We start from the raw sequence: 26,990 nt of genomic DNA on the forward strand, positions 1-26,990 counted from the left end.
CAGGGCCGTGCCGGTACATTGTGCAACTGCACTAAGCGTGATACCGGCTGTGAAAATTGCGGCAGGGTTCACAAAGCGGGGGGATGTCGGGGCATAAAACAGCAGGTACTGGCCTTAACGACCAGCCCCTCAGGGATGGCGGTTACAGAAAAGAGTCCTGTTCTCTGTGGCTGTTTACCAGGAGAGCAAGATCAAAGCACCTGACAATAAAAAAGGAACCGGCCACAATGACCGGTCCCTTTCATCAGGCAGCTGGGCCGCAGGCCAGCCCTGGTGCGATCACTGCATCAGCAGGTAAATGGAGCTGTCACCACGCTGGATATTCAGCGCCAGCACCGAAGGTTTGGTGTCGAGGATCTTGCGCAGTTCGCCCAGGTTGGCGATGGCCTGCTGGTTAACGCCAAGGATCACGTCGTCTTTCTTCAGCCCGATGCGAGCGGCTGCGGAACCCGCTTTCACGCTGTCGACCTTCACGCCCTTCACGCCTTTCACGTCGAAGTTGCTCAGGTCAGCCCCTTCAATACCGGTGTAGATAGTGCCGGAATCAACTTTGGTCTGGGTACTCTGCTGCAGCTCCACGTTCACCGTGACTGGCTTACCGTCGCGGATCAGGCCCAGAGCCATTTTGGTGCCCACCGGCAGTGAACCCACCTGCGCACGCAGTGCGGCGAAGCTGGAAATCGCCTTGCCGTTGATCGAGGTCACCACGTCGCCCGCTTTGATACCGGCTTTCGCTGCTGAAGAGTTTGGCAGCACCTGGCTGACAAAGGCACCGCGCTGGGCGTCAACTTTCATCGCTTTAGCCAGCTCGGAATTCAGTTCGGTCCCCATGATCCCCAGCTCGCCCCGTTTCACCTGGCCGTATTCGACCATCTGCGCAGTCAGGTTCTTGACCATATTACTTGGGATAGCGAAGCCGATACCGATGTTGCCACCGTCCGGCGCGAGGATCGCGGTGTTAATCCCGATCAGTTCACCGTTCAGGTTCACCAGCGCACCCCCCGAGTTCCCCCGGTTGATTGCCGCATCGGTCTGGATAAAGTTTTCGTAGTTTTCCACGTTCAGGCCACTACGTCCCAGCGCTGATACGATACCGGAGGTGACCGTTTCGCCAAGGCCGTAAGGGTTACCGATCGCCACGGTGTAATCACCGACGCGCAGATCGTCTGAATCGGCAATTTTAATAGCGGTCAGATTTTTTGCATCATTCAGCTGGAGCAGCGCAATGTCCGAACGCGGATCTTTACCGATCACTTTCGCGTCATATTTGCGGCCATCACTCAGCTGAACCTGAATTTTGGTGGCATTATCGACCACGTGGTTGTTGGTCACGACGTAGCCTTTGGCGGCATCAATCACCACACCCGATCCCAACGCACGGAATTTTTCCTGCTGGGTACCCGCGCCGCCCTGACCCTGACCACCCTGTCCACCGCCGCCCTGACACATTGGCGAGCTCTGGAAAGGTGAGCCATCCTGGCAGAACGGTGAATTATCACCAAAGAACTGCTGGAACTGCTGAGGCAAACGAGGTGTGCGTACTGTTGTGCTTCCTTCAACATTGATACTCACAACTGAAGGCATCACTTTTTCTAACATCGGTGCCAGGCTTGGCAGCTGCTGGCTGGAGGAAGAAGCAGTTTCTGCTGCGGTGGCGGTAAGCGGGCCCATCGCCATTCCCAGGCTCAGAACCAACGCGCTGGCTAAAAGTGTTTTTTTCATGCGTCTGTTTCTCTAAGTGTCCAATTATGCAACCATTGCTGTGGTCGTGATGTTGAGAGTCAAGTTTTAACGCTAAGTTCATGAGGAAGTTTCTGCTAAAGGTAAAAATTTATTCTCTTCCTTTACAAAACTCACTCCTCCACCCGCATTATTCGACCGCCATCAACCGACGATACTCGTCCCACGCATACAAATCCGTCATGCCGCTGACATAATCCTGCAGCAGGCGCGCACGATAATAACGTTCCCACAGCAAACGTTCAAAGCGATGTTCAATTATCAGGTTGCGCATATGAACGGAATAAGCCTTACGATGCTTACCAGAAAGTTTGTGAAATAAACGTGTCTCAATCGGGTAATCTTTATGAAAAGCATCATTTATCAGGATGTTAAAATCGGTATAAGACATGGACAGCAACGGCTGATAGATATTTAGCAGGCCTTTGATGACCTGATATCCCTGCAATTCCAGCTGTTCCACCTCCGCGTGATTAAATACATGCTTTCTGGCCACAGCTTTGAAAAGCGTCAGTAACTGACTTTCATCCCCTTCATCTTCCAGCAACGAATGATTAAAACTGCCCTGATAAATAGGTTCAATGTTATCAATAAAGCGTTTAACCGCGTGCTCCACCAATACCGACTGAACCCTTACCCGCAGCTTCATAAAAAAGGTATCGCTGCGGCTGCGATAGCGCTCTTTGTTTTGCGCCTCACTGTAAGCAAAGCCCACTATCTTTACAAACAGCTCATCGGAATTGACTTTTTTCTTCTTCTTCAGCAACTCCCATTCGTCTTTCAGATAACCGTGCAGCTGTTCAACGCTGAATATGGCCTTCTCCACGGCATCGTCCAGGTCGGCAATACAGTAAGAAATATCATCGGCCGCTTCCATAATATAAGTCAGAGGAAAACGGTGATATTGCTCAGTTGCTGTCGCCCGCAGTAATTCTGAGACGTATTTCTCTTCCGACAGATAATAGCCTGGCTTTTTCATCAGCGTTTTAAACTGCTGAGGTTTTTCGCCCTGGAACCAGGCAGGCGCAGTGTATTTCAGGATGCAGGCAACCTGAACATAAGACAAATTGAGCTGCAGAAGAGTATGAACCAGGCGTATAGCCTGAGCATTGCCTTCAAAATGGCAGAGATCCTGGCGAAGTTTGGCATTCATCGCGAGAAACTTTTCATTCTGCTGGTTATTTTCCACCCCCGCCTCTGCCGGTTCTATCAACATGCCAGGAAGATTTACCTTAAACCAGTCATTAATTGCCGCTTCGCCAAAATGACCAAACGGCGGGTTACCCACGTCATGCAACAGACAGGACATCTCCACCAGGCTTTCAAAGGCGCCGGTAAAACCATCCAGGCCATATTGCGCCAGCCCGCCCGGCTGCTCTTTCAGCTTCTGAATAATTTCTTTGGCTATATAGCGGCCGGTTTGCTGCACCTCAAGGGAGTGCGTCAGGCGCGATCGGACGGCAGCATTTCTCTCCAGCGGGAAGACCTGCGTTTTTTGCTGCAGACGCCGGATGGCGGCAGAATTAATGATCCTGCCACGATCGCTTTCAAAATGCCGAGTGATGAGATATTCGCCCGCAGGCTCTTCGCGATTATTAAAAGGTCTCTCAAAGCTGAATTTCGTCCTGAAATCGATTGCTGACATAGTCGTCCCCTGGATTACTGACTGGTGCAGTGAGTTTAATGACGTTTAATCATGGTAAACTATGCACCATATTTGACGAGTTTTACCACAACCTTAGCGAGTATCCCTATGAAAGCAGGCATTATTGGTGCGATGGAGCAGGAAGTTACCCTGCTGCGTGACAAAATTGAAAACCGCCAGACGATTGAACTGGCAGGCTGTGAAATTTATACCGGTACGCTGAACGGCGTGGAAGTTGCTCTGCTGAAATCGGGAATTGGTAAAGTCTCAGCCGCGATGGGCACTACTCTGCTGCTGCAGATGTGCAAACCTGACTTTATTATTAACACCGGTTCCGCCGGTGGCCTGGCCCCAACCCTGAAAGTGGGCGATATCGTGGTGTCCGGTGAAGTGCGTTACCACGACGCTGACGTCACTGCCTTCGGTTACGAAGCGGGCCAGATGGCGGGCTGCCCTGCCGCCTTTACCGCAGACGCCCGACTGATTGAAGCGGCAGAAACCTGCATCAAAGAGCTTGGTCAGCACGCGGTTCGCGGCCTGGTGGTCAGTGGCGATGCTTTTATCAATGGAGCAGAGCCGCTGGCGCGCATCCGTTCCACCTTCCCGCAGGCTGTGGGCGTGGAGATGGAAGCAACCGCCATTGCGCACGTCTGCCACCAGTTTGGGACGCCGTTTGTGGTGGTACGCGCCATCTCTGACGTGGCCGATCAGGAATCACACCTGAGCTTTGATGAGTTCCTCACCGTTGCCGCTAAGCACTCTTCCCTGCTGGTTGAAACGCTGCTGACCCATCTGGCCCGTGGCTAAATTCCTGCCCTGTCTTTTACTGCTGCTGTCCTGCTTCGGGACGGCAGCAGCCTCTGCGCCCCGCGTTGTCACTCTCGCTCCTAATCTGACCGAACTGGCTTTTGCTGCCGGGATCACTCCCGTTGGCGTAAGTGCTTACTCGGACTATCCTCCTGCGGCAGAGAAGATTGAACAGGTGGCGAACTGGCAGGGGATCAACACCGAGCGCATTATTGGCCTCAGGCCTGATGTGGTGCTGGCGTGGCGCGACGGGAACCCGCAGCGGCAGGTGGATCAGCTGAAGGCGTTTGGCATTAAAGTGGAATGGATTGAGCCAGCTACGGTCAGCGAGATGATTGCCGGCGTGCGGCAGCTGAAAGCCTGGAGCCCGCAACCTGAAAAGGCAGAGCAGGAAGCGCAACTGTTGCAGAAACAGTGGGAAGCGTTACAACAACGTTATGCCAGCCAGCCGAAGAAAGCGGTGTTTCTGCAATTTGGCATGCAGCCACTGTTTACTGCTTCCCGCAACACCTTACAGAACGAAATCCTGCAGGTTTGCGGCGGTGAGAATATTTTTGCCGACAGCCGCGTGGCCTGGCCACAGGTCAGCCGTGAGCAGGTATTGATGCGCCATCCGGAGGTGGTGGTGATCGGTGGTGACCCTCAGCGTGTTCCGGCGATTAAAGCTTTCTGGCATCCGCAACTTAATGTGAGAGTGATCCCAGTAAAAGATGACTGGTTTAGCCGGCCCGGCCCCCGGATTATGCTGGCTGCTCAACAATTATGCAGCCAACTGCACCCAGAGCAAACACCCTGAAACAACTAAAACCGCAAAAACACGGTTAAATTTTCAACAAAAATTGCCGTTAATCAACTAACGGACCGGCGAATTTTTTACCCTCACGTTCCGTATCTGGGCTGATGCCCTGATTTTTTATACCAGGAAATAAGCGTTATGAAAGCCATCTATCTGGCTCCTGGGCTGATTAGGGCTGGTCATGCCTGTGCCGCTTCGATTACCGGCAGCATCGGGCTCAAACTGAACATTTATTCGCATTGACGGGCAAAGTGCCACACCAGCAGCATCACCGGCAGTAGATTGTGGTCAACAGGTTGCCGTGCAGCCGAAAGTGACCCAGGCGGTTATTTCGCAGGACAGGGCGAGACGTCAGGTGTCGAAGTTGATCACAGTGGAATGGTAAGCAGAACCCCGGCAGCGAAAGCGCCGGGGTTTTTTATCAGATGCTGAAGGAGGAACCGCAGCCGCAGGTAGTTTTGGCATTCGGATTGGTCACCACAAAGCGTGAGCCCTCCAGCCCTTCGGTGTAATCCACCGAACCGCCCACCAGATACTGCAGGCTCATCGGATCGACTACCAGCGCCACACCCGCCTTCTCAATGGTCATATCACCGTCGTTGACCTTATCATCAAAGGTAAAGCCATACTGGAAGCCGCTGCAGCCGCCACCGGTGATATAAACGCGCAGTTTCAGATCCGGGTTCTCTTCATCTGAAATCAGGTTTTTGACTTTACTGGCCGCTGCTTCAGTGAACTGCAGGGGCAGAGCTATATCGTCACTCATTTAGTACTCCATCAGGCATTCAGGACGACGTGATATTTCGACCATCATTAGCGTTATTATCTTATATAGCAGTATAGCAATCAAGTATCAGCCTGTTTGGTCCGGGAAGACGTGGCACTCTGTGCTGCTGTGTCTTCCTCTGCCTGTTGCTGTTTCGCCAGCAGGCGGCCCAACAGGGCTGAATAGAGCGGCTTGCCCCCGAGAAACTGTGCCAGCAATGTTGCCCCAAGACAGGTAATAATCATCGGCAGAATAAGTTGATAATTGTCGGTCATTTCCAGAACCAGCACAATGCCGGTCAGCGGTGCCCGGACTGAAGCGGCGAACAGCGCGCCCATTCCGGCAATAGCGAAAGTGCCGGCTTCAAGGTGATAAGCAGGGAACAACGAAGCACTGGCCATGCCAAACGCGGTCCCAAGTAAGGTGCCCAGTGCCAGCATCGGGGCGAAGATGCCACCCGGCGCGCCCGAACCAAAGCACAGCAGCGTGGTCACCACGCGGGCGATGAAAATAAACAGCAGCATACCGACGGTGTAATTACCCGCTGCCGCAACCGGGATCAGGTTAAAACCCCCGCCTGCCGCTTCCGGCTCAATCAGGCCGAGCACGCCACAAACGCCGCCCAACACCGCACCGATGATCAGCAGCTTGCGCATATTTCCGCCATGCAGGCGCTGGAACATATCCTGCGTTTTGAAAATCAGCGCATTGAACGCCACGCCCACCACGCCAAAGATCATTCCCAGCAGCAAATACAGCCACAGGGTGTTCACCGGGGACTCTGCCAGTTTGCCTACCGCGATCACCGCATGTTCGCCATTGAAGATGCGGAAAACGATGCTCGACATAATTACGCCAATAAACACCGCCTTGATGGAAATAACGCTGTAACGAAACTGAAGGCGCATCTCTTCAATGATAAACAGGATGCCCGCAAGCGGGGCATTAAAGGCGGCTGACAGACCTGCCGCCGCGCCGGTAGCCAGCAGAGAATGACGCGCCTCGGTGCTTTTCATGCGGAAAATATCCAGCACCATCCGGCCGAGATTGCCACCCAGCTGTACCGTCGGCCCTTCCCGCCCGAGCACCATTCCGGCCCCCAGTGTGCCCATGCCGCCAATAAATTTTACCGGGATCACCCGCCACCAGCGCACCGGCCGCAACTCTTCCAGCGCACCTTCGATTTCAGGAATGCCGGACCCGGAGGCTTCCGGGGCGAAACGGCGGACAAGGTAGTAACCGATAACGGCGAGGATCGCGGAGAGGATAAATGCCAGCGGGAACGCCAGGCTCCAGTGATGCTCCACCTTTGCCAGGATTTCAAGGCGGTGAGTGCTGACCGCGTTGACGGCTTTTTCAAATCCCACCCCGACAAGTCCGGCGAGGGTACCGACAATTCCCGCCATAATCAGCACGATTGCGGGCGTTTTATCGCGGCGTATCAGCATGCGAAGGAAATCACTGCGTCTGGCAGGAACCACATTTAACTGGTCGGTCGATGAGGTTGGCTCGTTCATATCCCGTTCATTAGTTTGTCAGGAAAGGTCAGTATCTTACTCATATCAGGCCGTATGTCCCGGGAAAAAATGTTCTCCATTCGTGTCAAAAAGCCCACTGACCTTTTGACCCTGCCGCAGGTTCCCTTAGAATGGCGGTGTTTTTCTTAATGCATCCTCAGGAGCGGAACCATGAGTAAGTCTGAAAATCTGTATGCTCAGGCGCAGCAATTAATTCCCGGTGGCGTGAACTCACCGGTGCGCGCCTTTACCGGCGTTGGCGGTGTGCCGCTCTTTATTGAACATGCTGACGGTGCTTATCTGTATGACGCCGACGGCAAAGCCTACGTGGATTACGTGGGTTCCTGGGGGCCGATGGTTCTGGGTCACAACCACCCGGCGATTCGCAACGCGGTGATTGAAGCAGCGCAGCGCGGCCTGAGTTTCGGTGCGCCAACCGAGATGGAAGTGAAAATGGCGCAGCTGGTGACCGAGCTGGTGCCAACCATGGATATGGTGCGCATGGTGAACTCCGGAACCGAAGCGACCATGAGCGCAATCCGCCTGGCGCGTGGTTTCACCCATCGTGACAAAATTATTAAGTTTGAAGGCTGCTACCACGGCCACGCTGACTGCCTGCTGGTGAAAGCCGGTTCTGGTGCCCTCACCCTCGGCCAGCCGAATTCACCGGGTGTTCCGGCAGATTTCGCCAAACATACCCTGACCTGCACCTATAACGATCTGGCTTCCGTGCGCGCCGCCTTTGAGCAATACCCGCACGAAATCGCCTGTATTATCGTTGAACCGGTTGCGGGAAACATGAACTGCATCCCGCCGCAGCCGGACTTCCTGCCGGGTCTGCGAGCACTCTGTGATGAGTTCGGCGCACTGTTTATCATCGACGAAGTGATGACCGGTTTCCGCGTTGCACTGTCTGGTGCGCAGGATTATTACGGCGTGGTGCCGGACCTGACCTGCCTGGGTAAAATCATCGGTGGTGGTATGCCGGTGGGCGCGTTTGGTGGCCGTCGTGAAGTGATGGAGGCGCTGGCACCGACCGGCCCGGTTTACCAGGCAGGTACCTTATCCGGTAACCCGATTGCCATGGCTGCCGGTTTTGCCTGTCTGAGCGAAATCGCCAAACCTGGCACCCATGCCACCCTGACGGAACTGACCGCGCAGCTGGCGAACGGCCTGCTGGCCGCTGCGCAGGAGGAAGGTATTGCTCTGGTGGTGAACCACGTTGGCGGCATGTTCGGCGTGTTCTTTACCGATGCGCCGGAAGTGACCTGCTATGAGGACGTGACGAAGTGTGACGTTGAGCGCTTTAAGAAATTCTTCCATCTGATGCTGGAAGAAGGCGTGTATCTGGCCCCTTCCGCGTTTGAGGCAGGTTTTATGTCTCTGGCGCACAGCCAGCAAGATATCCAGCGTACCGTCGATGCGGCCCGCCGCTGCTTCGCGAAGCTACGCTAAAAACCCAATACAGTGCCTGCGCGGGGACCACAGGCCGCTCATAAAAGACACAAACCGTCCATGGCAGCCCGCACCGTCTATGGTGCGGGACGCTTTATTCCCGGCCTGTGTTCCCCGCACAGCAAATTTGGTGTTGTTTGCCTGGTAAAAGCAGACAACGCCTTACAGGACAGCGGGACGTTTTACTCCCGTTTTCCCACGCAGTAAGAGCTTAAACCTTCCGAAGCAGATAAACAAAGTAAGGTGCGCCGATAAAGGTCGCCAGCAGTCCCGCCGGGATCTGTCCGGGGAACGCCACCATCCTGCCACACCAGTCGGCTACCGCCATCAATGCCCCACCCAACAGCGCTGCCATCACCAGCTGCGGTATCGCACGCCTGAAGCCAAGCATCCTCGCAATATGTGGTGCCATCAGACCGATAAAGCTCAGCGGACCAATGGTCAGGGTTGCCGCCGCTGTCAGCGCCGCCGCCAGCAGCAGCAATGCCATACGGGAAGACTTCAGCGCCAGCCCCAGCGAGCGGGCCGTCTCCCCCCCAAGCGGCAGCAGAGTCAGCCAGCGACGGCATAACGGCGTCAGCGCCAGCAGCACAGCAGCCACTATCACGGTACGCCATGCCTGAGCAGCATTCACGTTATAAGTAGAGCCTGAGATCCACGTCATCAGGGCGGCCATACGTGGATCGCCGCTCGCCAGCAATAGCAGCAACAGCGTGGCAAAAGCGGTACTCAGCGCCATCCCTGCAAGCAGCATGCGCTCCGGAGAGAAACCGCCGCGCCCGCCGACAAAGGTGATAATCAGCAACGTCACCGCCGCGCCGAGACTGCCCGCAGGCAGCAGCCAGCCAAAGGCGTCGCCCGGTACCAGGAACAGCATCACCACCACACCAAAAGCCGCACCTGAGCTGATCCCCAGCACTTCCGGGCTGGCCATCGGGTTACCTGTCAGCCGCTGGACAATACAGCCCGCCACGCCCAGCATCAGGCCCGTCATGACCGCCGCCACCAGTCGCGGCATCCGCCACGGCAACAGCTGTTGCCACAGCTCGCCGGTTGCCCACTGCCAGCCATGCGCATCGCGACCAAAACTCAGGGCAACCACGCTCAGCACCAGAAGTGTTACCACACCGATAATGCCCCACATCAGCACGTTATGGCGCTCCACAGGGACGTTATCGCCCTGATTCATCGCTGGCATACCGGAGGAGGTCTTCAGACGCGGCAGCAGCCACAGCAGCAGCGGAGAACCAATGATTGCCGTCGCCGTGCCGGTGGACACTTCCCGCCAGTTTTCCGTCAGCCAGATCACGCACTGATCGGCCAGCCACAGCAGCAGCATGCCGATCAGCGGGGCCAGCAATAACCGGCTGAGCAAGCGCCGCGCACCGAGCATTTTCGCCAGCAGCGGCGCAAACAGGCCAATAAACCCGATGATCCCGGCAGCGTTCACCAGTTGAGCACTGAGGATAATCGCCAGTGCCAGTACGCCTAAACGAGCCAGCGACAAAGCCAGTCCAAGGTTTTTTGCGACGCCATCATCCAGCCCCATCAGCGTCATCGGCCGTAACAGCATCAGCGACAGCACAAAGCCCACCAGCAGCTTGGGCCAGATAAAGCTGACGTTGCTCCAGTCCATCTGGTTCAGCGTGCCGGTGCTCCACAGGAACATGCTCTGCAGGCGGTCATGGTTAAACAGGCCAAGGATCTGATTGACCGCGCCGCAGTAGAGCGACATCACCAGCCCGGCGAGGATCAACGTTACCGGCGAGAGGCGCTTACCCCAGGCGATACCAAACACGATCAGACCAACGAGGATCGCCCCGATCATCGCCGCCATCTGCTGGGTGAAAATACCCCCCGGCAGGCTCCACAACGTGGCGACTGTCAGGCCCAGCTGTGCGCCCGTCGCCACGCCCAGCGTGGTCGGCTCTGCCAGCGGATTGCGCAATACCTGCTGGAACAGCAGCCCAACCAGCCCCAGACCAGACCCAATCAACAAAGAAAGCACCAGGCGCGGCATCAGGCTGTAGTGGAACACCATCTCCGTGACATTGTCCGGATTGGCGGCATTGATTGCACTCAGCCACTGCGCAGGCGGCAGTTGCTGGCTGAAGTTGTAAAAGGTCAGCCCGAGCGCTGCAGCCAGCATCAGCGTTAACAGGACGATCGGGAAGCGGTACGACGTTCTCATGCTTCCCCCAGCGCGGTGTCGAGCAGGTGACAAAAACGCATCGCCGAAAGCGTTGCGCCATAGAACCAGACCTGCGGCACGCGACGGAAGCGCTTCTCCCGGACAAAGGAGAGCGAGTTCCACAGCGGCGTGGAAGTCACCTGCTCTACCAGAGCATCGTCGCCGTGATCGAAGCAGATCGCATCCACATTCTTCATCGACGCCAGACGCTCAATGCCAACCACCGCGCTGCCCCAGAAATTGGTTTCACCCTGCCAGGCATTTTCAATCCCCAGTTGATCCATCACTTCGAGGAACAGACTCCCCTTACCGAACACCAGCGTATGGCGGGGATCAAGGATCGACATCAGCAACAGAGGTCGTTTGGCGCGATGGCTGAGGCGCGCCTTTGCCTGTGCCATCCAGGCATCAAAATCAGCCAGATGACGCTGAGCCTGGGGCACCACATTCAGACATTCCGCCAGCTGCATCAGCGAGTTACGTGCATGAGTCAGCGGTTTGCCGTCGGCATTATTGGAGGCAAACCCCATGACTGGCGCAATGCGTTCAATCTTTTCTTTTGCCGGGCCATAGCCGGTTGAGTAAAGGATCAGCGAGGGTTTCATCTGGATCATCAGTTCCAGATTGGGTTCGGTCCGCAAGCCGACATCCACCGTGGTAGCAGGCAGCTTCGGCTCCCCCACCCACAGCTTGTACTGATATATTTCAGCGGTGCCCATCGGCATCACACCCAAGGCCATCAACAACTCGGTGGGGAACCACTCAATCGTAATGATGCGCGTGATATCAACGGACGGGGCAGCCTGAGCACGCAGTGCGGGCAGCATCGGAGAAAGAGCCATCGCCATCAGCAGGCGGCGGCGGAGATAATCAGGCATGAAAACACCAATCCGTCAGTAAACAAAACTCACCGGCGTACCGCCGTCAGGGTGAGGCAAAATCCCCATAGGGATGCCGTAAATCCGGTTCAGTACTTCAGGCTGCATAATCGCCTCAGCATCGCCCCGGGCAATCATACCGCCGCTGCGCAGCGCCACCAGCGTGTCGCAGTAACGGGCAGCCATATTGATATCATGCAGGACCGCAATCACCGTCAGGCCACGTTCGCGGCTCAGGCGCTGGATCAGGGCCAGCACTTCAACCTGATGGGCAATATCCAGCGCGGACGTGGGTTCATCCAGCAGCAGGCAGCGGCTGTTTTGCGCCACCAGCATGGCGATCCACGCCCGCTGACGCTCACCGCCGGAGAGACTGTCCACCAGGCGTTGAGCAAAAGGTTTTAAGCCAACCAGCGTGATGGCTTCTTCGACCCGCTCGCGATCTTCCGCACCGAAACGACCCAGCGCGCCGTGCCATGGATAGCGTCCCATCGACACCAGCTCGCGTACCGTCATCCCTTCAGCAGGCGGAAGCTGCTGCGGCAGATAGGCAACTTCACGGGCAAACAGTTTACCCGGGAATGAAGCCACCGGTTTGCCATTCAGCAATACCTGTCCACCGGTTGCAGCATGATGCCTGCCCAGCATTTTCAGCAGGGTCGACTTGCCGGAGCCATTGTGACCTATCAGCCCACAGACTTTACCCGCAGGAAAAGTCAGCGACAACGGCTGCAGCAGGGTTCTGCCGGGAACGGTGAAGGTAGCCTGATCGAGCGAGAAGGTGGTTTCTGAGGCAAACGGAGGATGCATAGCAGTCTTCTGATTGGTGGGCGCGGCGAGCCGCGCCTGATTTAAAGATTAGAAACGGAATGTCGCTGTCGCCACGAACTGACGACCTGCGCCCCAGAAACACCCGTAGGTCTGGAAGCAGCTGGCCACATATTCACGGTCCAGTACGTTGTTAACGTTCAGCGCCAGGCTTGAACCATACAGGCCAAAGCGGCCCAGATCATATTTCACCACCGCATCCATGACCGCAGCGCTGCCCACTTTGAAGCTGTTCGCCGGGTCGCCGTAGCTTGAGCCAATGAAGCGTCCACCGGTCCCTAAAGTCAGACCGCTCAGCGCGCCATTGTTGAAGGTGTAATCCCCCCACAGTGAAGCCATGTGCTTAGGGATCTGCTCTGGCGTGTTGCCCTTCAGAGTCGTATCTTTGGTATATTCCGCATCAGTATAGGTGTAAGACGCGGTCATGTTGATGTTCTGGGTCAGCGCTGCTTTGCTTTCCAGCTCAACACCACGGGCGCGGATCTCACCAGACGGCACCTGATTTAAGGCGTTATTCGGGTCAGCCGTCAGGTTGTTGGTTTTGGTCAGTTGATACAGTGCACCGGTCATCACGATTGGCATGTCTTTCGGCACGTACTTCACGCCGGCTTCATACTGCTCACCTTTCGATGGCGCATAGGCCACGCGAGGGGTGCTGTAGAGGCTGAATGCGTTCGGCTCGAAGGACTGGCTGTAGCTAAAGTAAGGCGTAATACCATTATCAAACAGGTAGTTCACTCCACCACGCCAGGTGAACTGATGATCGTTACGGTCGATATAGCCGTTATCGGCACGCACGGTGGTCGCCTGAGTAGACCAGTCGTAACGGCCGCCCAGCGTAAACACCCACTTGTTCCACTCAGCCTGGTCCTGAACATACAGGCCGGTCTGTTTGGATTCGTTCATCTGATAAGGAACCGCGGTGCCGAAATCGGTATCGGTCATTGACGGCAGGTTATCAAGGTCCAGTGACGTGGTATTGCCGAACAGCGCGTTGATATCGTTACGCATACGGGAATAGTCGACACCGGTTAACAGGGTGTGGTCCATGTCGCCAGTGGCAAATTTGGTTTGCAGCTGGGTATCCACGCTGAAGTTCTGCAGGCGTTCCTGATCGACGACCGTACCGCGACCCAGATAATGGGCCTGCTGGGCTGGAGTCAGACTGGTGCAGTAAGAGTTGAAGCCGTTCATGCTGTTGTTACACAGCCCGGTGCCGTAGGCGCTCTGCTGAGAGGTTTTCATCTCAGAGAAACGCAGGTTCTGACGCACGGTGAAGGTATCGTTAAAGCCGTGTTCGAAGGCATAACCCACCATTTTCTCGTTACGGGAATAGGTGTTGTTGGTCGCGCCTTCGTTGAAGCTGTTTGGCAGATGGCCACCGTTTGGCAGCGGCTCGACGGTGCCTTCCTTCGGTAACCAGCCGTAGTAACCGGTAGAAGGTTCGTTCTGGAAATAGGACAGGAAGGTGAAGTTGGTTTTGTCATCCGGGCGCCAGGAGAAGGAAGGCGCGATGGCATAACGCTGCTGTTTGGCGTTGTCCTGCTGCTCGTTGTTGGAGCGGGCCACACCGGTCAGGCGGTAAGAGAACTCGCCGTTGTCGTCCAGCGCATCGCTGAAGTCAAACCCGGTTTGCATCAGGTTATCGGAACCCATTTTGAACTGCACTTCACGCAGCGGTTCAGTGGTCGGACGCTTGCTGACCATAGAGACGATACCGCCCGGGCTGCTTTTTCCGTACAGCACGGAAGTTGGACCGCGCATCAGTTCCACGCGCTCCAGCATGTAAGGATCAATCACCGCATCGTTATAGAAGTCGCCCTGCAACTTTTGGCCGTCCAGATAATTGTTCTGGTTCAGACCGCGTGATGAGAAGCCGCGAATAATCACGAAGTCATAAGTATTGGAAGCACCGCGGCTGTTAACCGTCACGCCTGGCGTGTAACCCAGTGCTTCTTTCACCGACTGGAACTGGTGCATGTCCAGTTCCTGGCGGGTCACCACTGACACTGACTGCGGGTTTTTTTCTATTGGTGTATCTGTTTTTGTCCCGGTTGCAGAGTGTTTGGCCGCGATAGTCGGTGCCGGACCCCAGGCACTTTCCTGTGGCGCAGCAGCGGCATTAGCATTCACGGTAATAGTTTCTTCACCCGCGGCGAAAGTGGAGGAAGAAAGACCCATTGCAACAAGGATGGCCAGTCGGCGAATTGAGGTATTCACTGGCAAGGATAAACGGTTAAAAGACATGGTAGCCATTTAGCTTTTCTCTGACTGAGATTGATTGAATGTAAACGTAAACGAGAATTATTATTATAACGATTGGATAATATGCGAATTGCGGGAAGCGCTCAAGAAAAAAACAGCCGTCTCAACGCTGTTTGCTGGCCGAATAACCTGATGTAAATTGTGGGAAATAGGGAAGCAATGACCTTGTGACGCTGAAACGCATCTTTGTTGCTGTTATGTTCACTGCGGCCAGCAATCACGGGCGAAAAAAAAGCCGGTTCATCATGAACCGGCTTTTTTTGTGGGGTCAGTTACTTACCGAACATGTCCTTGATCCAACCGGCCACACCGTTACTGTCTTTCTGCTCATTTTGTTGCTGTTGCTGCAGCTGCTGCTGTTGCTGAGCCTGCTGCTGCTGTTGCTGGCACAGCGCGCTGGCATCGGTGGTCCACACCGGCAGCGTTCTCCAGCTGCTGCTGCCTGTTCCGCAGACAAAGTTACCGGCTGAATCAACGTTCATCGGGGCAATATCTTCCGGCGGCGTTGGCAGCAACGGCGTGGGGGCCTGGTTATCCAGATAACGGCGGTAGATCTGCATCGCCCCGCTGGCACCATATAGTTTGGTCGGCTGGTTGTTGTCACGACCAATCCAGGTGATCGCCACTTCTTTGCCATCCACACCGGCAAACCAGCTGTCGACCTGATTGTTGGTGGTCCCGGTTTTCGCCGCCAGATGCGCTTTCGGATAGCGCGCGCCCAGGGCATGAGCGGTCCCCTCTTCTGCCACCTGCTGCATATCATACAGAGTCAGATAAGCGGCCTGTGCCGGAACGGCACGCTCAGCCTGCGGGAAACTCTGATAAAGCACAGTGCCATCTTCAGCAATAACCGAACGTAGCGCGGAGAGTGGAGCGCGATTACCGCCGCTGGCGATGGTCTGGAACGCCTGAGCCACTTCGATCGGCGTCAGATTAAGCGCCCCCAGCAGCATCGCCGGAACCGCCTGCAGCTGATCCTTCGGCACGCCCAGTTTGGTCCAGGTATCCACCACCTGCGGCAGTCCCAGCGTCATCCCCAGGTTAACCGTTGGCACGTTCATCGAGTGCGCCAGCGCATCAACCAGCATCACCTGGCCACTGAAGCGGCGGTCGTCGTTCTGCGGTTTCCAGACCTGCCCGTTCGGCTGCTTCAGTGCAATCGGGTTATCGGCAATCCAGGTGTTAAGACGGAATTTATCCGGCTGGCTCAGGGCAGTCAGATAGGTCGCAGGCTTGGCCAGAGAACCAATCGAACGGCGGGCCTGCAGAGCACGGTTATACCCGGCGAACTGCGGATCCGCACCACCGACCATGGCACGCACTTCGCCACTGAAACGGTCAACGATCACCATGGCGGTTTCCAGATCGTTCAGGCCACGCTGCTTACGCAGCACCGGCACGCCATCCTCAACCGCTTTCTCTGCCGCATCCTGAGAGACCGGATCCAGCGTGGTGAAGATCTTCACCCCCGACAGATCTTTCACTTTGTCGCCCAGCTTCGCCTGCAATTCGTTACGCACCATCTGCATAAACGCTGGCTGAGGAGTGATTACCCCACCTTTCGGCTGCACGCCGAGCGGTCGGGCGCTGAGCATGTCATACAGCTCCTGGTCGATCACTTTCTGCTGCTGCAGCAGGCGCAGCACCAGGTTGCGACGTTCCAGCGCCAGTTTCGGATTACGCCATGGGTTATACAGCGAGGCCCCTTTCACCATACCCACCAACAGCGCCTGCTGATCGAGGCTCAGCTCGTCAACCGGACGGCCGAAGTAGTACAGGCTGGCCAGCGGGAAGCCGCGGATCTGATCGTTCCCCGCCTGCCCCAGATAGACTTCATTCAGATACAGCTCGAGAATGCGATCTTTGCTGTACCGTGCATCCATGATCAGCGCCATATAGGCTTCATTGGCTTTACGCCACAGCGAACGCTCGTTGGTCAGGAACAGGTTTTTGACCAGCTGCTGGGTCAGCGTACTGCCGCCCTGCACCGCACGACCGGCGGTGATATTGGCCAGGAAAGCACGGCCAATCGAATAGAAGCTGATGCCGTCATGCTGATAGAAGTGACGATCTTCGGTCGCCACCAGCGTGTCCACCAGTAGATCCGGGAAGCCCGCGCGCGGCACGAACAGGCGCTGTTCGCCGTTTGGCGACTGCAGCATGGTGATCAACCGGGGATCGAGACGGAAGAAGCCGAAGTCGCGCCCGCTGTCGAGGTTTTTAATCTCGTTCAGCGAGTCATTACTGAAGCTCAGCCGTGCGCGGATCTGCCCTTCTTTGCTGTCCGGGAAGTCAAACGGACGGCGGATCATCTCGATGCTGTTAGCCTGCACGGTAAATTCGCCGGGGCGCGTCATGCGGCTCACCTGACGATACTGCGTGCCTTCCAGCAGAGCGATCATCTCTTTTTTGTTGTAGGACATGCCCGGCTCAAGGTTGACCATGCGGCCGTAAACCGTCGCAGGCAGTTGCCAGACTTTGCCATCAATACGACTGCGGATTTGTGAATCGAGGTAAACCCCGTACACGGCCATCAGCACAATAAAGACCAGCAGCAGCTTTATAAATAAGCCCAGCCAGCCTCTTTTCTTGCGCGGTGGACGCCCTTTTCCTTTACGTGGCACCGACTCTACCTCCTCGTTATCGTGGTCTTCATCCTGAAAATCATCATATTCATCGTGTTCATCATCCCTGCGGCGACCCCTGCCCGCCACCTTGCGCGGAGGTTTGGGCTGTTTACCTTTACGCCCAATAGGTTCGCGATCGTCTGACATTCGTTTCATTTCTCCAGCGAGCGCCGCTCAGGGACCGCTACTTTGTACTTAGATCAACCACTTCGGAACGGGAACCTTCCGAAATCAAAGCCCACCGGTTCAGGAGGGCGCAGAATATTTTTTGGTACGGCGCGTTGGCAGCGCACTGCCCGGATCGTCTGGCCAGGCATGTTTGGGATAGCGTCCTTTCATCTCTTTCTGCACTTCACGGTACGCACCCTGCCAGAACGCCGCCAGATCGCGGGTGATCTGCAAAGGGCGCTGTGCGGGTGACAGCAGCTCCAGCACCAGGGCGACACGCCCGCCGGCCACGCAGGGATTTTGTGCTTCGCCAAACATTTCCTGCAGGCGAACCGCCAACGCGGGCGGCTTCTCTTCATCATAACGGATCGGAAGCCGGCTTCCGGTGGGCACAGTGTAATGAGTTGGCAGCAGACTATCCAGTTGCTGACGCCCGGACCATGTGAGCAATTGTAATAAAGCACTGGTCGTGTCAATTTGCTTCAGGCCCTTTGCGTCACGCACGCCGCTCATGGCGGGCAGAAGCCACTTTTCCAGGCTGACTAGCAGGTCAGCCTCGCGGGCTGCGGGCCAGTTTTGTTCCGGCAGCCACTGCGCGGCGCAGACCATTCTCAGCCGTAATTGCTCGGTTTGTGGCGTCCAGTTCAGGACCGATAATCCTTTGAGTCGGATCCAGCGCAGCATCGCCTGATGAAGCTCATCCTCATCCGGTTTGCTCAGCGGCTGTGACTTCAGCACCAGCTCGCCAATTTGCTCACGGCGCCAGGCTTTAAGCGTGCCACGCTCGTCATCCCACTCCACTTCCGTACGAAGCTCTACCAGCGCAGGCCGCTGTTTCGTCAGCACTTCAATCTCCAGCGGCATCGCCTGCAGAATGCGGGCATCCGGCTGGGAACTGCCCTGCAGCAGACCTGGTGCCAGCAACCATTCGTAACGGGTCAGCGCTTCATCGCTATCGAGCATGGCTCCCATGCCGTTTGCCAGCTGGTAACGTCCTTCTGCGCCACGACGGCGGGCAATGCGATCCGGAAAAGCCCCCGCCAGCAGTGGCGCAATCAGATCGCTGTCCGCGTTGCCCTCAGGCACTTTGAGGCGTTTTTGCAGCTGCTTTGCCCGCTTCAGCCAGTTAGGCTGCCGACGATGGAAACTGTCCCTCAAATCAACATTGCCACGCGCAGGTTCTTCCAGCATCGCTACCAGCAGCGTTGCTGTAGTCACCTTATCGCTGTCGTTTCCGGCCTCAATCATCATCGCTGAGAAACGTGGTTCACTGCCCAGCGCCGCCATGCTCCTCCCTTTGCTGGTGAGCTTGCCCGCGGCATCTGTCGCGCCCAGCTGCTTCAACAGCTGCTGGGCCTGACGGATATTACTGGCGGGCGGCAAATCCAGCCACGTTAACTGGGCTACGTCGTGGCAGCCCCACTGCAGTAAGTCCAGCCACAGTGCCGCAAGATCGCTGTTGAGGATTTCCGCATTGGCATGACCTGCCGCTCGCTCTGCCTGCTCCCGGGCAATAAGATGCAGACAAAGGCCGGGTTCCAGACGTCCCGCACGTCCGGCGCGCTGCGTCATGGACGCCTGACTGACGCGCTGGGTTTGCAAACGGGTCAGTCCGGTGCGCGTATCAAACAGCGCCACACGCTCCAGCGCACCGTCCACCACCAGCCGGATGCCCTCAATGGTCAGGCTGGTTTCGGCGATATTGGTCGCCAGTACCACCTTACGGCGTCCGGCAGCGGCGGGCAGGATCGCTTTACGCTGCTCAGCCAGCGGCAAAGCGCCATATAAAGGGCAAAGGTCGATATCATTAGCGATCAGTGGGCTAAGGTGAGACTGCACGCGCTGGATCTCTCCCACACCGGGCAGGAACAGCAGTAGCGAGCCGCTCTCTTCGCGCAGCAACTGGCTGACCTGACGGGCTACCGCTTCATCAAATCGCAGGTTAGCAGGCAGTGAAGCGTAACGGCGTTCAACAGGGAAAGAGCGTCCTTCAGAGCAGATCATCGGGGCATCGGGTAGCAGCGCCTGTAAGCGTTGGTTATCGAGGGTGGCCGACATCAGCAGAATTTTCAGATCATCACGCAGTCCCTGCTGCACATCCAGCAGCAGCGCGAGCGCCAGATCCGCCTGCAGGCTGCGCTCGTGGAATTCATCAAGTATCACCAGCGACACGCCGTCCAGCATCGGATCCTGCTGCAGCATGCGGGTCAGGATCCCTTCGGTCACCACCTCCAGCCGGGTATTTGGGCCGCTGCGGCTCTCCGATCGCATCCGGTAGCCGACTGTTTCACCCGGTTGTTCACCCAGCTGTTCCGCCAGCCGATGTGCCACGTTTCGCGCGGCCAGACGACGTGGCTCCAGTAGCAAAATACGCCCGCTGAACGCCGCCTGCTTCAGGATCTGCAGCGGCAGCCATGTCGATTTCCCCGCGCCGGTAGGTGCCGCCAGCAGCACCTGAGGAGACTCCCGCAGGGCTGTCAGCAGGTTGGATAAAACGGCGCTGACCGGTAATGAACTCACTTATGCTCCATAACGTCATGGTCTGAATTTGCCGGGCATTGTACCATTCCCGCTTCTGGAATACCGGAGAGCACCATGAGTGAGCAAAAAAGGCTGTTTTTTGGCCTCAGTCTGCCAGATGAGATCAGGCAGAGCTTAATAAGATGGCGTGCCGACACCTTTCCCGCAGAGGCAGGCCGCCCGGTGGCAGCTGATAATCTGCACCTGACACTGGCATTTCTCGGTGAAATCAGCAAAAAAAAGAGCGAGGCGCTGAAGCAGCTGGCCGGAAGAATTAAGCAGCCCGGCTTCACGCTTACCCTGGATGATGCGGGCCACTGGCCACGCTCCGGCGTGGTCTGGCTGGGACCAAAACAGTCGCCCCGTGGGCTGCTGCAACTGGCAGAGATTCTTCGTTCGCAGGCTGCCCGCAGCGGCTGTTACCAGAGCCCGATGCCCTTTCATCCGCATGTCACATTACTGCGTAACGCTACGCAGCCAGTCACGTTACCGCCGCGCAATTTTCGCTGGCAGTTTCACGTTGAGCGCTTTGCACTGTTCGAGTCCGTTTTTGCTAAAGGACGCACGCAGTATAAAGAGCTGGCGGACTGGGAACTGAAGCAGGAATAAGTATGATTTATGATCCACCGCTGCGGCCAGCCACGCTGATTTTGCGCTACAAACGTTTTCTGGCCGACGTGATAACACCCGAGGGTGAAAAGCTGACACTTCACTGCGCCAATACCGGCGCGATGACCGGGTGCGCCACGCCGGGTGACACGGTCTGGTACTCAACGTCGGACAGCGTGACAAGGAAATACCCACACAGCTGGGAGCTTACTGAAACGCAGCAGGATCACTGGATTTGTGTGAATACCTTACGGGCCAACGGCTTAGTGAAAGAGGCGCTGGCAAACCAGGCTATTCCAGAATTATCCGGTTACTCCACCCTGCGCTCTGAGGTGAAATACGGCGCGGAAAAGAGTCGCATTGATTTTCTGCTACAGGCAGATGACCGGGCGAACTGCTATATTGAAGTCAAATCCGTGACGCTTTTACACCTTGGAAAAGGGTATTTTCCGGATGCGGTAACCGTGCGCGGCCAGAAGCATCTCCGTGAACTGGCGAAGATTGTTGAAAATGGTGAACGCGCGGTTCTGTTTTTTGCCGTTTTGCACTCGGGGATTGAGGACGTCACCCCGGCGCGTCATATCGACGCGCGTTATGCAGAACTACTGGCACAGGCGCAACAGAGCGGGGTTGAAGTGCTTTGTTATAAAGCACAATTATCACCTGAAGGACTCTCATTAAAAAAGGCACTGGTTGTGGAGTTGTAAAGTGTGGCGCAATTTGCTGTTATAGGAATGGTCTTACAGTTGCGCCAAATACGCTTTTACTCACAGGCTTGTCAAGGGATGTTCAGGAATAATTGCCAACCTTGATCGCTTCTGCTATTTATAGCGACCTGTTTTTATCCCCTGTGGGGATCGATAGTGCGTGTTATCCAGGAGAAACAACATGCAAGAAGGGCAAAACCGTAAAACCTCGTCCCTGAGTATTCTCGCCATCGCTGGGGTGGAGCCTTACCAGGAGAAGCCGGGCGAAGAGTACATGAATGAAGCCCAGCTGGAGCATTTCAAGAAGATTCTGGAAGCCTGGCGTAACCAGCTTCGTGATGAAGTTGATCGCACAGTTTCCCATATGCAGGATGAAGCCGCCAACTTCCCCGATCCGGTAGACCGGGCTGCACAGGAAGAAGAATTCAGTCTTGAATTGCGTAACCGTGACCGCGAGCGCAAGCTGATCAAAAAGATCGAAAAGACGCTGAAGAAAGTGGAAGACGACGATTTCGGCTACTGTGAATCCTGTGGCGTTGAAATCGGTATCCGTCGCCTTGAAGCACGTCCTACCGCCGATCTTTGCATCGACTGTAAAACGCTGGCGGAAATCCGCGAAAAACAAATGGCCGGTTAATGGCTAATGGATTGTGCAGTGAGGCTGGTAGATTACCCGCTTCACTGCCTGTCTTCACCACCATGTCACCTTCTTATATCGGGCGTTTTGCCCCCTCTCCCTCAGGCGTTTTACATTTTGGCTCCCTGATCGCTGCCCTGGGCAGTTACCTGCAGGCGCGCGCGCAGCAAGGCCAGTGGCTGGTTCGCATCGAAGATATCGATCCCCCCCGTGAAGTGCCCGGTGCCGCAAAGCGCATTCTTCTGCAGCTGGAACAGTATGGCCTGCACTGGGACGGCGAAGTGCTCTGGCAGTCGCAGCGCCATGATGCCTACCGCGAGGCGCTGGCCAGGTTACAGCAGCATAATCACAGCTATTTTTGCACCTGCACCCGCAGCCGTATTCAGCAGGTCGGCGGGGTCTATGATGGGCACTGCCGCACACGTAATTGTGGCCCGGATAATGCTGCATTACGTCTGCGGGTTGATGTCCCTGTCGATCACTTCCACGACAACCTGCGGGGTGAAGTCGTTGCGGATACGCGGCTGGCGCAGGAGGATTTTATTATTCATCGCCGGGACGGGCTGTTCGCCTACAATCTTGCGGTGGTAGTAGATGACTATTATCAGGGCGTGACGGAAGTGGTTCGTGGGGCGGATTTGATCGAGCCCACGGTCAGGCAGATCGCCCTTTATCAGCAATTTGGCTGGCCGGTCCCCGGTTATCTGCACCTGCCGCTGGCAATCAACGCCGACGGTAACAAGCTGTCGAAGCAGAACCATGCTCCAGCGTTACCGGAGGGGGACCCGCGCCCTGTGCTGGTGCAGGCCCTGCAGTTTCTGGGTCAGCCGGTCACTCCCGGCTGGCAGGATCTGCCGCTGTCGGTATTATTACAGCAGGCTGCCATGCAGTGGGATGTGGCTACAATCCCCCGCCAGGACGCTCTTTACCGGAATGCCCTCCCTCAGGGATCTCCACGCTCTTACCTGAAAGAGTAAGGGGATGAGAGATGAGCATTCTCAAACGGGCCGCACTGAGCTATGATTAGCCGCTGTTTTTTATCGCTAAGCATATTTGTCACTATCGAGGTGTCCCATTTTTACCCGAGTTGCTAATTTTTGCCGAAAAGTTTTAAGTCGCGAAGACGAGACGCCTGCCGAGGTCGGTGAAGTGCATAAGATGACCGTTATTCCCCGTGACGGCCATACTATCTCGCGTAAAGACATCAGCGAAAATGCCCTCAAGGTGCTGTACCGGCTGAATAAAGCGGGTTATGAGGCCTATCTGGTGGGTGGTGGCGTCCGTGACTTACTGCTGGGAAAAAAACCGAAAGATTTCGATGTCACCACTAACGCCACGCCGGAGCAGATGCGTAAATTGTTCCGCAACTGTCGTCTGGTGGGCCGCCGCTTCCGCCTTGCACACGTGATGTTTGGCCCGGAGATCATCGAGGTCGCCACCTTCCGTGGGCACCACGAAGCCGAGCAGTCGGGTGAAGATCGCAACAATTCGCAGCGCGGCCAGAACGGTATGCTGCTGCGCGACAATATCTTCGGCACTATTGAAGATGATGCCCAGCGCCGCGATCTGACCATCAACAGCCTCTATTACAGCGTGGCCGACTTCACCGTGCGTGACTATGTCGGCGGCCTGAACGATCTGCAACAGGGCATTGTGCGCCTGATTGGCGACCCGGAAACCCGCTACCGCGAAGATCCGGTCAGGATGCTGCGCGTGATCCGCTTCGCCGCCAAGCTGGATATGAGCATTGCCGCAGAGACGGCAGAACCGATCCCACGCCTGGCAACGCTGCTGCACGATATCCCGGCAGCCCGCCTGTTTGAAGAAACGCTGAAGCTGCTGCAGGCGGGCTATGGCTACAGCACCTATCTGCAACTGCGCGAATACCAGCTGTTCCAGCCGCTGTTCCCAATCCTCACCCGTTACTTTACGGAACAGGGTGACAGCAATATGGAGCGGATGATCTTCCAGGTACTGAAAAATACCGATAACCGCATTCACAATGATATGCGCGTTAATCCGGCTTTCCTGTTCTCCGCTATGTTCTGGTATCCGCAGCTGGAAGCCGCGCAAAAGATTGCTCAGGAAAGCGGCCTGGCTTATTACGATGCCTTTGCCCTGGCGATGAATGACGTGCTGGATGAAGCCTGCCGTTCGCTGGCCATTCCGAAGCGTATTACTACCCTGATTCGTGACATCTGGCAGCTGCAACTTCGCCTGTCGCGCCGCCACGGCAAGCGCGCCTGGAAGCTGATGGAGCATCCTAAGTTCCGTGCGGCCTATGACCTGCTGGCGCTGCGTGCTGAAGTGGAAAACAATCAGGAACTGCTGCGCCTTTCGGCCTGGTGGGGTGAATTCCAGGTAGCCGCACCGCCGCAGCAGAAAACCATGCTCAATACGCTGGGAGACGATCCGGTGCCACGACGCCGTACCCGCCGCCCGCGCAAGCGCGTTCCCGGCCCGCGTCGCGACGGTAACAGCAGCAACGCATGAACCGCGTTTATCTCGCGTTAGGCAGCAATCTTGCCGATCCATTGCATCAGGTGCAGGCCGCACTTGATGCACTGGCTGCCCTTCCTCAGACCACTCTGGTTACCACATCCTCTTTTTACCGCACGCCGCCTTACGGACCACCCAATCAGCCAGATTATCTGAATGCTGCCGTTGCGCTGGATACCGGGTTGGAGCCGGAAGCCCTGCTTGACCTGACCCAGCGTATTGAACTCGATCAGGGCCGCGTACGGAAAGACGAACGCTGGGGACCCCGCACGCTGGATCTGGATATCATGTTGTTTGGCGATCTGACGCTTAACACACCGCGTCTGATTGTGCCGCACTACGATATCCGTAATCGCGCCTTTATGCTGGTGCCACTGCTTTCCATCGCGCCGGAAATTGCCTTCCCGGACGGCAGCCGTGCAGCTGAGATCCTTGCAACACTGGATGCTTCCGCCATTCAGCCCTGGTAGTGCAAAGCCCTTTCCCTTCCATTAAGATACGCCCACCAGAACATATCTTGAGAGGTTGCGATGAAACCGACCACGGTCTCTACCCTTCGCCAGTGGAAAAAAAGCGGACGCAAATTTGCCTCCATTACCGCCTACGACTTCAGCTTTGCCCGCCTGTTTGCCGATGAAGGCATCCAGGTGATGCTGGTTGGCGACTCGCTGGGCATGGTGGTACAGGGACACGATTCCACGCTGCCCGTCACCGTGGCGGACATTGTTTACCACACCCAGGCGGTGCGTCGCGGTGCGCCCGCTGCATTGCTGATGTCTGACCTGCCTTTTATGACTTACGCCACGCCGGAACAGACTTTTGAATGCGCTGCGCTGCTGATGCGTGCCGGAGCCAATATGGTCAAGCTGGAAGGCGGTAAATGGCTGGCAGAAACGGTCAGGCTGTTAACCGAACGTGCGGTGCCGGTGTGTGGCCACCTTGGCCTGACGCCACAGTCCGTTAATATCTTCGGTGGCTACAAGGTGCAGGGGCGCGAAAACGAAGCTGCTGAGACGTTACTGGCCGATGCGCTGGCGCTGGAAGCTGCCGGAGCACAGATGGTGGTGCTGGAGTGCGTTCCCGTGGCGCTGGCGCAGCGAATTACCGATGCGCTGAGTATTCCGGTGATTGGCATCGGCGCGGGCAACGTGACCGATGGTCAGATTCTGGTGATGCACGACGCCTTTGGCGTGACCGGCGGCCATATCCCGAAATTCGCAAAAAATTTCCTCGCCGAAACCGGTGATATACGTGCCGCTGTCAGGCAGTATGTGGCGGAAGTCGAAGCAGGGACCTACCCTGCCGAAGAACACAGTTTCCACTAACACAGGAGAAACGCTGTGCTGATTATTGAAACCCTGCCGATGCTGCGCCGGGAAATCCGTCGCTGGCGGCAGGATGGCAAGCGCATCGCGCTGGTGCCGACCATGGGTAACCTGCACGACGGGCATATGACGCTGGTCGATGAGGCCCGTGAGCATGCTGATATCGTGGTGGTGTCGATTTTCGTCAACCCGATGCAGTTTGAACGTCCGGACGACCTGGCTGCCTACCCGCGCACGCTGCAGGAAGACTGTGAGAAGCTGAACCGCCGCAAGGTGGATCTGGTGTTCGCACCGGCACCGGCAGACGTTTACCCGCAAGGGCTGGGCGGGCAGACCTTTGTGGATGTGCCGGGCCTCTCCACGCTGCTTGAAGGGGCAAGCCGTCCGGGCCACTTCCGCGGCGTATCCACCATCGTCAGCAAGCTGTTCAACCTGGTGCAGCCGGATCTGGCCTGCTTCGGCGAGAAGGATTACCAGCAGTTGGCGCTGATCCGCAAGATGGTGGCCGATATGGGCTACGATATTGAGATTGTCGGCGTACCGACCGTTCGCGCGAAGGATGGCCTGGCGCTGAGCTCCCGCAACGGCTATCTGACCGCCGATGAGCGCAAGCTGGCACCTGGCCTGAGCAAAGTGATGAACAGCCTGGCTGAGCGGTTGTCCAATGGAGAGCGGCATGTGGATGAGTTACTGGCCGATGCCGAAGCGGCTCTGGCAGAGAATGGACTGCGCGCCGACGGTCTGGCAATCTGCGATGCCGACACGCTGCTGCCACTAAACGTGGACAGCCAGCGAGCGGTGGTCCTGATGGCCGCATGGCTCGGTAAAGCACGCCTGATTGATAATCAACAGGTAAATCTCTACGCATAATAATTCAAGTTGCAGGAAGGCAGCCAGCGAGCAAATCCCCAGGAGCTTACTTGAGTAAGTGACTGGGGTGCGCTCGTGCAGCTAACGCACCTGCAACTTGAAGTATGAAGCGTAGACTCAGTAACTGGTTTTCACGCTCA

At 56.5% G+C, this 26,990-nt stretch carries 21 protein-coding genes; 11 read left to right on the plus strand and 10 right to left on the minus strand.

Going from position 1 to position 26,990, the window contains the following annotated elements; translation table 11 throughout:
• Window positions 1–279: 279 nt before the first annotated feature.
• Window positions 280–1,722, minus strand: coding sequence for a serine endoprotease DegP (gene degP / locus GSQ70_RS06310; RefSeq protein WP_158781757.1), 1,443 nt, complete (start codon window positions 1,720–1,722; stop codon window positions 280–282).
• A gap of 148 nt (window positions 1,723–1,870) precedes the next feature.
• A complete protein-coding gene (gene dgt, locus GSQ70_RS06315) occupies window positions 1,871–3,385 on the minus strand; it encodes a dGTPase (RefSeq protein WP_158781758.1) in 1,515 nt (504 codons plus the stop codon).
• A gap of 108 nt (window positions 3,386–3,493) precedes the next feature.
• On the opposite strand from dgt, the gene mtnN reads away from it, so the two are divergent.
• Together mtnN and btuF are read left to right on the plus strand one after the other, a co-directional pair.
• The gene (mtnN, locus tag GSQ70_RS06320) at window positions 3,494–4,192 is read left to right on the plus strand and encodes a 5'-methylthioadenosine/S-adenosylhomocysteine nucleosidase (protein ID WP_158781759.1); all 699 of its coding nucleotides are present in this window, start codon (window positions 3,494–3,496) and stop codon (window positions 4,190–4,192) included.
• Entirely contained in the window at window positions 4,185–4,988 is an 804-nt protein-coding gene (btuF, locus tag GSQ70_RS06325; protein WP_158781760.1) for a vitamin B12 ABC transporter substrate-binding protein BtuF, read from the plus strand. The genes mtnN and btuF overlap by 8 nt, the downstream gene beginning before the upstream one ends.
• A 421-nt stretch (window positions 4,989–5,409) precedes the next feature.
• On the opposite strand, the gene erpA is transcribed toward btuF, so the two are convergent.
• Both erpA and clcA read right to left on the minus strand, forming a co-directional pair.
• Window positions 5,410–5,754 (minus strand): iron-sulfur cluster insertion protein ErpA, encoded by a 345-nt coding sequence (gene erpA / locus GSQ70_RS06335; protein ID WP_158781761.1) that lies wholly within the window; start codon window positions 5,752–5,754, stop codon window positions 5,410–5,412.
• An 80-nt stretch (window positions 5,755–5,834) separates the two neighbouring features.
• A complete protein-coding gene (clcA, locus tag GSQ70_RS06340) occupies window positions 5,835–7,271 on the minus strand; it encodes a H(+)/Cl(-) exchange transporter ClcA (protein ID WP_158781762.1) in 1,437 nt (478 codons plus the stop codon).
• Window positions 7,272–7,442: 171 nt separating this feature from the next.
• On the opposite strand from clcA, the gene hemL reads away from it, so the two are divergent.
• Window positions 7,443–8,726, plus strand: coding sequence for a glutamate-1-semialdehyde 2,1-aminomutase (gene hemL, locus GSQ70_RS06345; RefSeq protein ID WP_158781763.1), 1,284 nt, complete (start codon window positions 7,443–7,445; stop codon window positions 8,724–8,726).
• A gap of 211 nt (window positions 8,727–8,937) precedes the next feature.
• Here the strand turns inward: hemL and fhuB are convergent, their stop codons facing one another.
• The 6 genes from fhuB to hrpB form a co-directional block, all read right to left on the minus strand.
• Window positions 8,938–10,917 carry a Fe(3+)-hydroxamate ABC transporter permease FhuB gene (fhuB, locus tag GSQ70_RS06350; protein ID WP_158781764.1) on the minus strand — a complete coding sequence of 660 codons (1,980 nt, stop codon included), beginning with the start codon at window positions 10,915–10,917 and terminating at the stop codon, window positions 8,938–8,940.
• On the minus strand, window positions 10,914–11,795 hold the full coding sequence (gene fhuD / locus GSQ70_RS06355) for a Fe(3+)-hydroxamate ABC transporter substrate-binding protein FhuD (protein ID WP_158781765.1): 882 nt from the start codon (window positions 11,793–11,795) through the stop codon (window positions 10,914–10,916). Before fhuD ends, fhuB begins: the two co-directional genes overlap by 4 nt.
• 15 nt (window positions 11,796–11,810) lie before the next feature.
• Window positions 11,811–12,605: a Fe3+-hydroxamate ABC transporter ATP-binding protein FhuC gene (gene fhuC / locus GSQ70_RS06360; protein ID WP_158781766.1), complete on the minus strand. Its 795-nt coding sequence runs from the start codon at window positions 12,603–12,605 to the stop codon at window positions 11,811–11,813.
• 48 nt (window positions 12,606–12,653) lie between these two features.
• Window positions 12,654–14,870 carry a ferrichrome porin FhuA gene (gene fhuA / locus GSQ70_RS06365; protein ID WP_158785242.1) on the minus strand — a complete coding sequence of 739 codons (2,217 nt, stop codon included), beginning with the start codon at window positions 14,868–14,870 and terminating at the stop codon, window positions 12,654–12,656.
• A gap of 290 nt (window positions 14,871–15,160) precedes the next feature.
• The gene (gene mrcB / locus GSQ70_RS06370) at window positions 15,161–17,662 is read right to left on the minus strand and encodes a bifunctional glycosyl transferase/transpeptidase (RefSeq protein WP_158785243.1); all 2,502 of its coding nucleotides are present in this window, start codon (window positions 17,660–17,662) and stop codon (window positions 15,161–15,163) included.
• A 99-nt stretch (window positions 17,663–17,761) separates the two neighbouring features.
• Window positions 17,762–20,203 carry an ATP-dependent helicase HrpB gene (gene hrpB, locus GSQ70_RS06375; RefSeq protein ID WP_158781767.1) on the minus strand — a complete coding sequence of 814 codons (2,442 nt, stop codon included), beginning with the start codon at window positions 20,201–20,203 and terminating at the stop codon, window positions 17,762–17,764.
• A 75-nt stretch (window positions 20,204–20,278) separates the two neighbouring features.
• On the opposite strand from hrpB, the gene thpR reads away from it, so the two are divergent.
• The 8 genes from thpR to panC all read left to right on the plus strand — a co-directional run bounded on the left by thpR (window position 20,279) and on the right by panC (window position 26,850).
• Window positions 20,279–20,812, plus strand: coding sequence for an RNA 2',3'-cyclic phosphodiesterase (gene thpR, locus GSQ70_RS06380; RefSeq protein ID WP_158781768.1), 534 nt, complete (start codon window positions 20,279–20,281; stop codon window positions 20,810–20,812).
• A 2-nt stretch (window positions 20,813–20,814) separates the two neighbouring features.
• The gene (gene sfsA / locus GSQ70_RS06385) at window positions 20,815–21,519 is read left to right on the plus strand and encodes a DNA/RNA nuclease SfsA (protein WP_158781769.1); all 705 of its coding nucleotides are present in this window, start codon (window positions 20,815–20,817) and stop codon (window positions 21,517–21,519) included.
• Window positions 21,520–21,700: 181 nt separating this feature from the next.
• Window positions 21,701–22,156 carry an RNA polymerase-binding protein DksA gene (dksA, locus tag GSQ70_RS06390; protein WP_158781770.1) on the plus strand — a complete coding sequence of 152 codons (456 nt, stop codon included), beginning with the start codon at window positions 21,701–21,703 and terminating at the stop codon, window positions 22,154–22,156.
• Between the two features lie 62 nt (window positions 22,157–22,218).
• On the plus strand, window positions 22,219–23,133 hold the full coding sequence (gene gluQRS / locus GSQ70_RS06395; protein WP_158785244.1) for a tRNA glutamyl-Q(34) synthetase GluQRS: 915 nt from the start codon (window positions 22,219–22,221) through the stop codon (window positions 23,131–23,133).
• A 97-nt stretch (window positions 23,134–23,230) separates the two neighbouring features.
• Entirely contained in the window at window positions 23,231–24,649 is a 1,419-nt protein-coding gene (gene pcnB, locus GSQ70_RS06400; protein WP_233268540.1) for a polynucleotide adenylyltransferase PcnB, read from the plus strand.
• Complete coding sequence (gene folK, locus GSQ70_RS06405; RefSeq protein WP_158781772.1) at window positions 24,646–25,125, plus strand: 2-amino-4-hydroxy-6-hydroxymethyldihydropteridine diphosphokinase; 480 nt, start codon at window positions 24,646–24,648, stop codon at window positions 25,123–25,125. Before pcnB ends, folK begins: the two co-directional genes overlap by 4 nt.
• A 60-nt stretch (window positions 25,126–25,185) precedes the next feature.
• Window positions 25,186–25,980, plus strand: coding sequence for a 3-methyl-2-oxobutanoate hydroxymethyltransferase (gene panB, locus GSQ70_RS06410; protein ID WP_158781773.1), 795 nt, complete (start codon window positions 25,186–25,188; stop codon window positions 25,978–25,980).
• Between the two features lie 15 nt (window positions 25,981–25,995).
• Window positions 25,996–26,850 (plus strand): pantoate--beta-alanine ligase, encoded by an 855-nt coding sequence (gene panC / locus GSQ70_RS06415; protein WP_158781774.1) that lies wholly within the window; start codon window positions 25,996–25,998, stop codon window positions 26,848–26,850.
• Window positions 26,851–26,990: the final 140 nt, after the last annotated feature.

It is taken from the genome of Pantoea sp. BAV 3049 (assembly GCF_009765445.1).
GTDB lineage: Bacteria > Pseudomonadota > Gammaproteobacteria > Enterobacterales > Enterobacteriaceae > Erwinia.

Coding starts and splice junctions, on each gene's coding strand:
- mrcB (WP_158785243.1), bottom strand. CDS start 17,662: ATGTCAGACGATCGCGAACCTATTGGGCGTAAAGGTAAACAGCCCAAA.
- sfsA (WP_158781769.1), top strand. CDS start 20,815: ATGATTTATGATCCACCGCTGCGGCCAGCCACGCTGATTTTGCGCTAC.
- hemL (WP_158781763.1), top strand. CDS start 7,443: ATGAGTAAGTCTGAAAATCTGTATGCTCAGGCGCAGCAATTAATTCCC.
- fhuA (WP_158785242.1), bottom strand. CDS start 14,870: ATGTCTTTTAACCGTTTATCCTTGCCAGTGAATACCTCAATTCGCCGA.
- panB (WP_158781773.1), top strand. CDS start 25,186: ATGAAACCGACCACGGTCTCTACCCTTCGCCAGTGGAAAAAAAGCGGA.
- erpA (WP_158781761.1), bottom strand. CDS start 5,754: ATGAGTGACGATATAGCTCTGCCCCTGCAGTTCACTGAAGCAGCGGCC.
- gluQRS (WP_158785244.1), top strand. CDS start 22,219: ATGTCACCTTCTTATATCGGGCGTTTTGCCCCCTCTCCCTCAGGCGTT.
- fhuB (WP_158781764.1), bottom strand. CDS start 10,917: ATGAGAACGTCGTACCGCTTCCCGATCGTCCTGTTAACGCTGATGCTG.
- clcA (WP_158781762.1), bottom strand. CDS start 7,271: ATGAACGAGCCAACCTCATCGACCGACCAGTTAAATGTGGTTCCTGCC.
- folK (WP_158781772.1), top strand. CDS start 24,646: ATGAACCGCGTTTATCTCGCGTTAGGCAGCAATCTTGCCGATCCATTG.
- thpR (WP_158781768.1), top strand. CDS start 20,279: ATGAGTGAGCAAAAAAGGCTGTTTTTTGGCCTCAGTCTGCCAGATGAG.
- dgt (WP_158781758.1), bottom strand. CDS start 3,385: ATGTCAGCAATCGATTTCAGGACGAAATTCAGCTTTGAGAGACCTTTT.
- dksA (WP_158781770.1), top strand. CDS start 21,701: ATGCAAGAAGGGCAAAACCGTAAAACCTCGTCCCTGAGTATTCTCGCC.
- fhuD (WP_158781765.1), bottom strand. CDS start 11,795: ATGCCTGATTATCTCCGCCGCCGCCTGCTGATGGCGATGGCTCTTTCT.
- fhuC (WP_158781766.1), bottom strand. CDS start 12,605: ATGCATCCTCCGTTTGCCTCAGAAACCACCTTCTCGCTCGATCAGGCT.
- mtnN (WP_158781759.1), top strand. CDS start 3,494: ATGAAAGCAGGCATTATTGGTGCGATGGAGCAGGAAGTTACCCTGCTG.
- degP (WP_158781757.1), bottom strand. CDS start 1,722: ATGAAAAAAACACTTTTAGCCAGCGCGTTGGTTCTGAGCCTGGGAATG.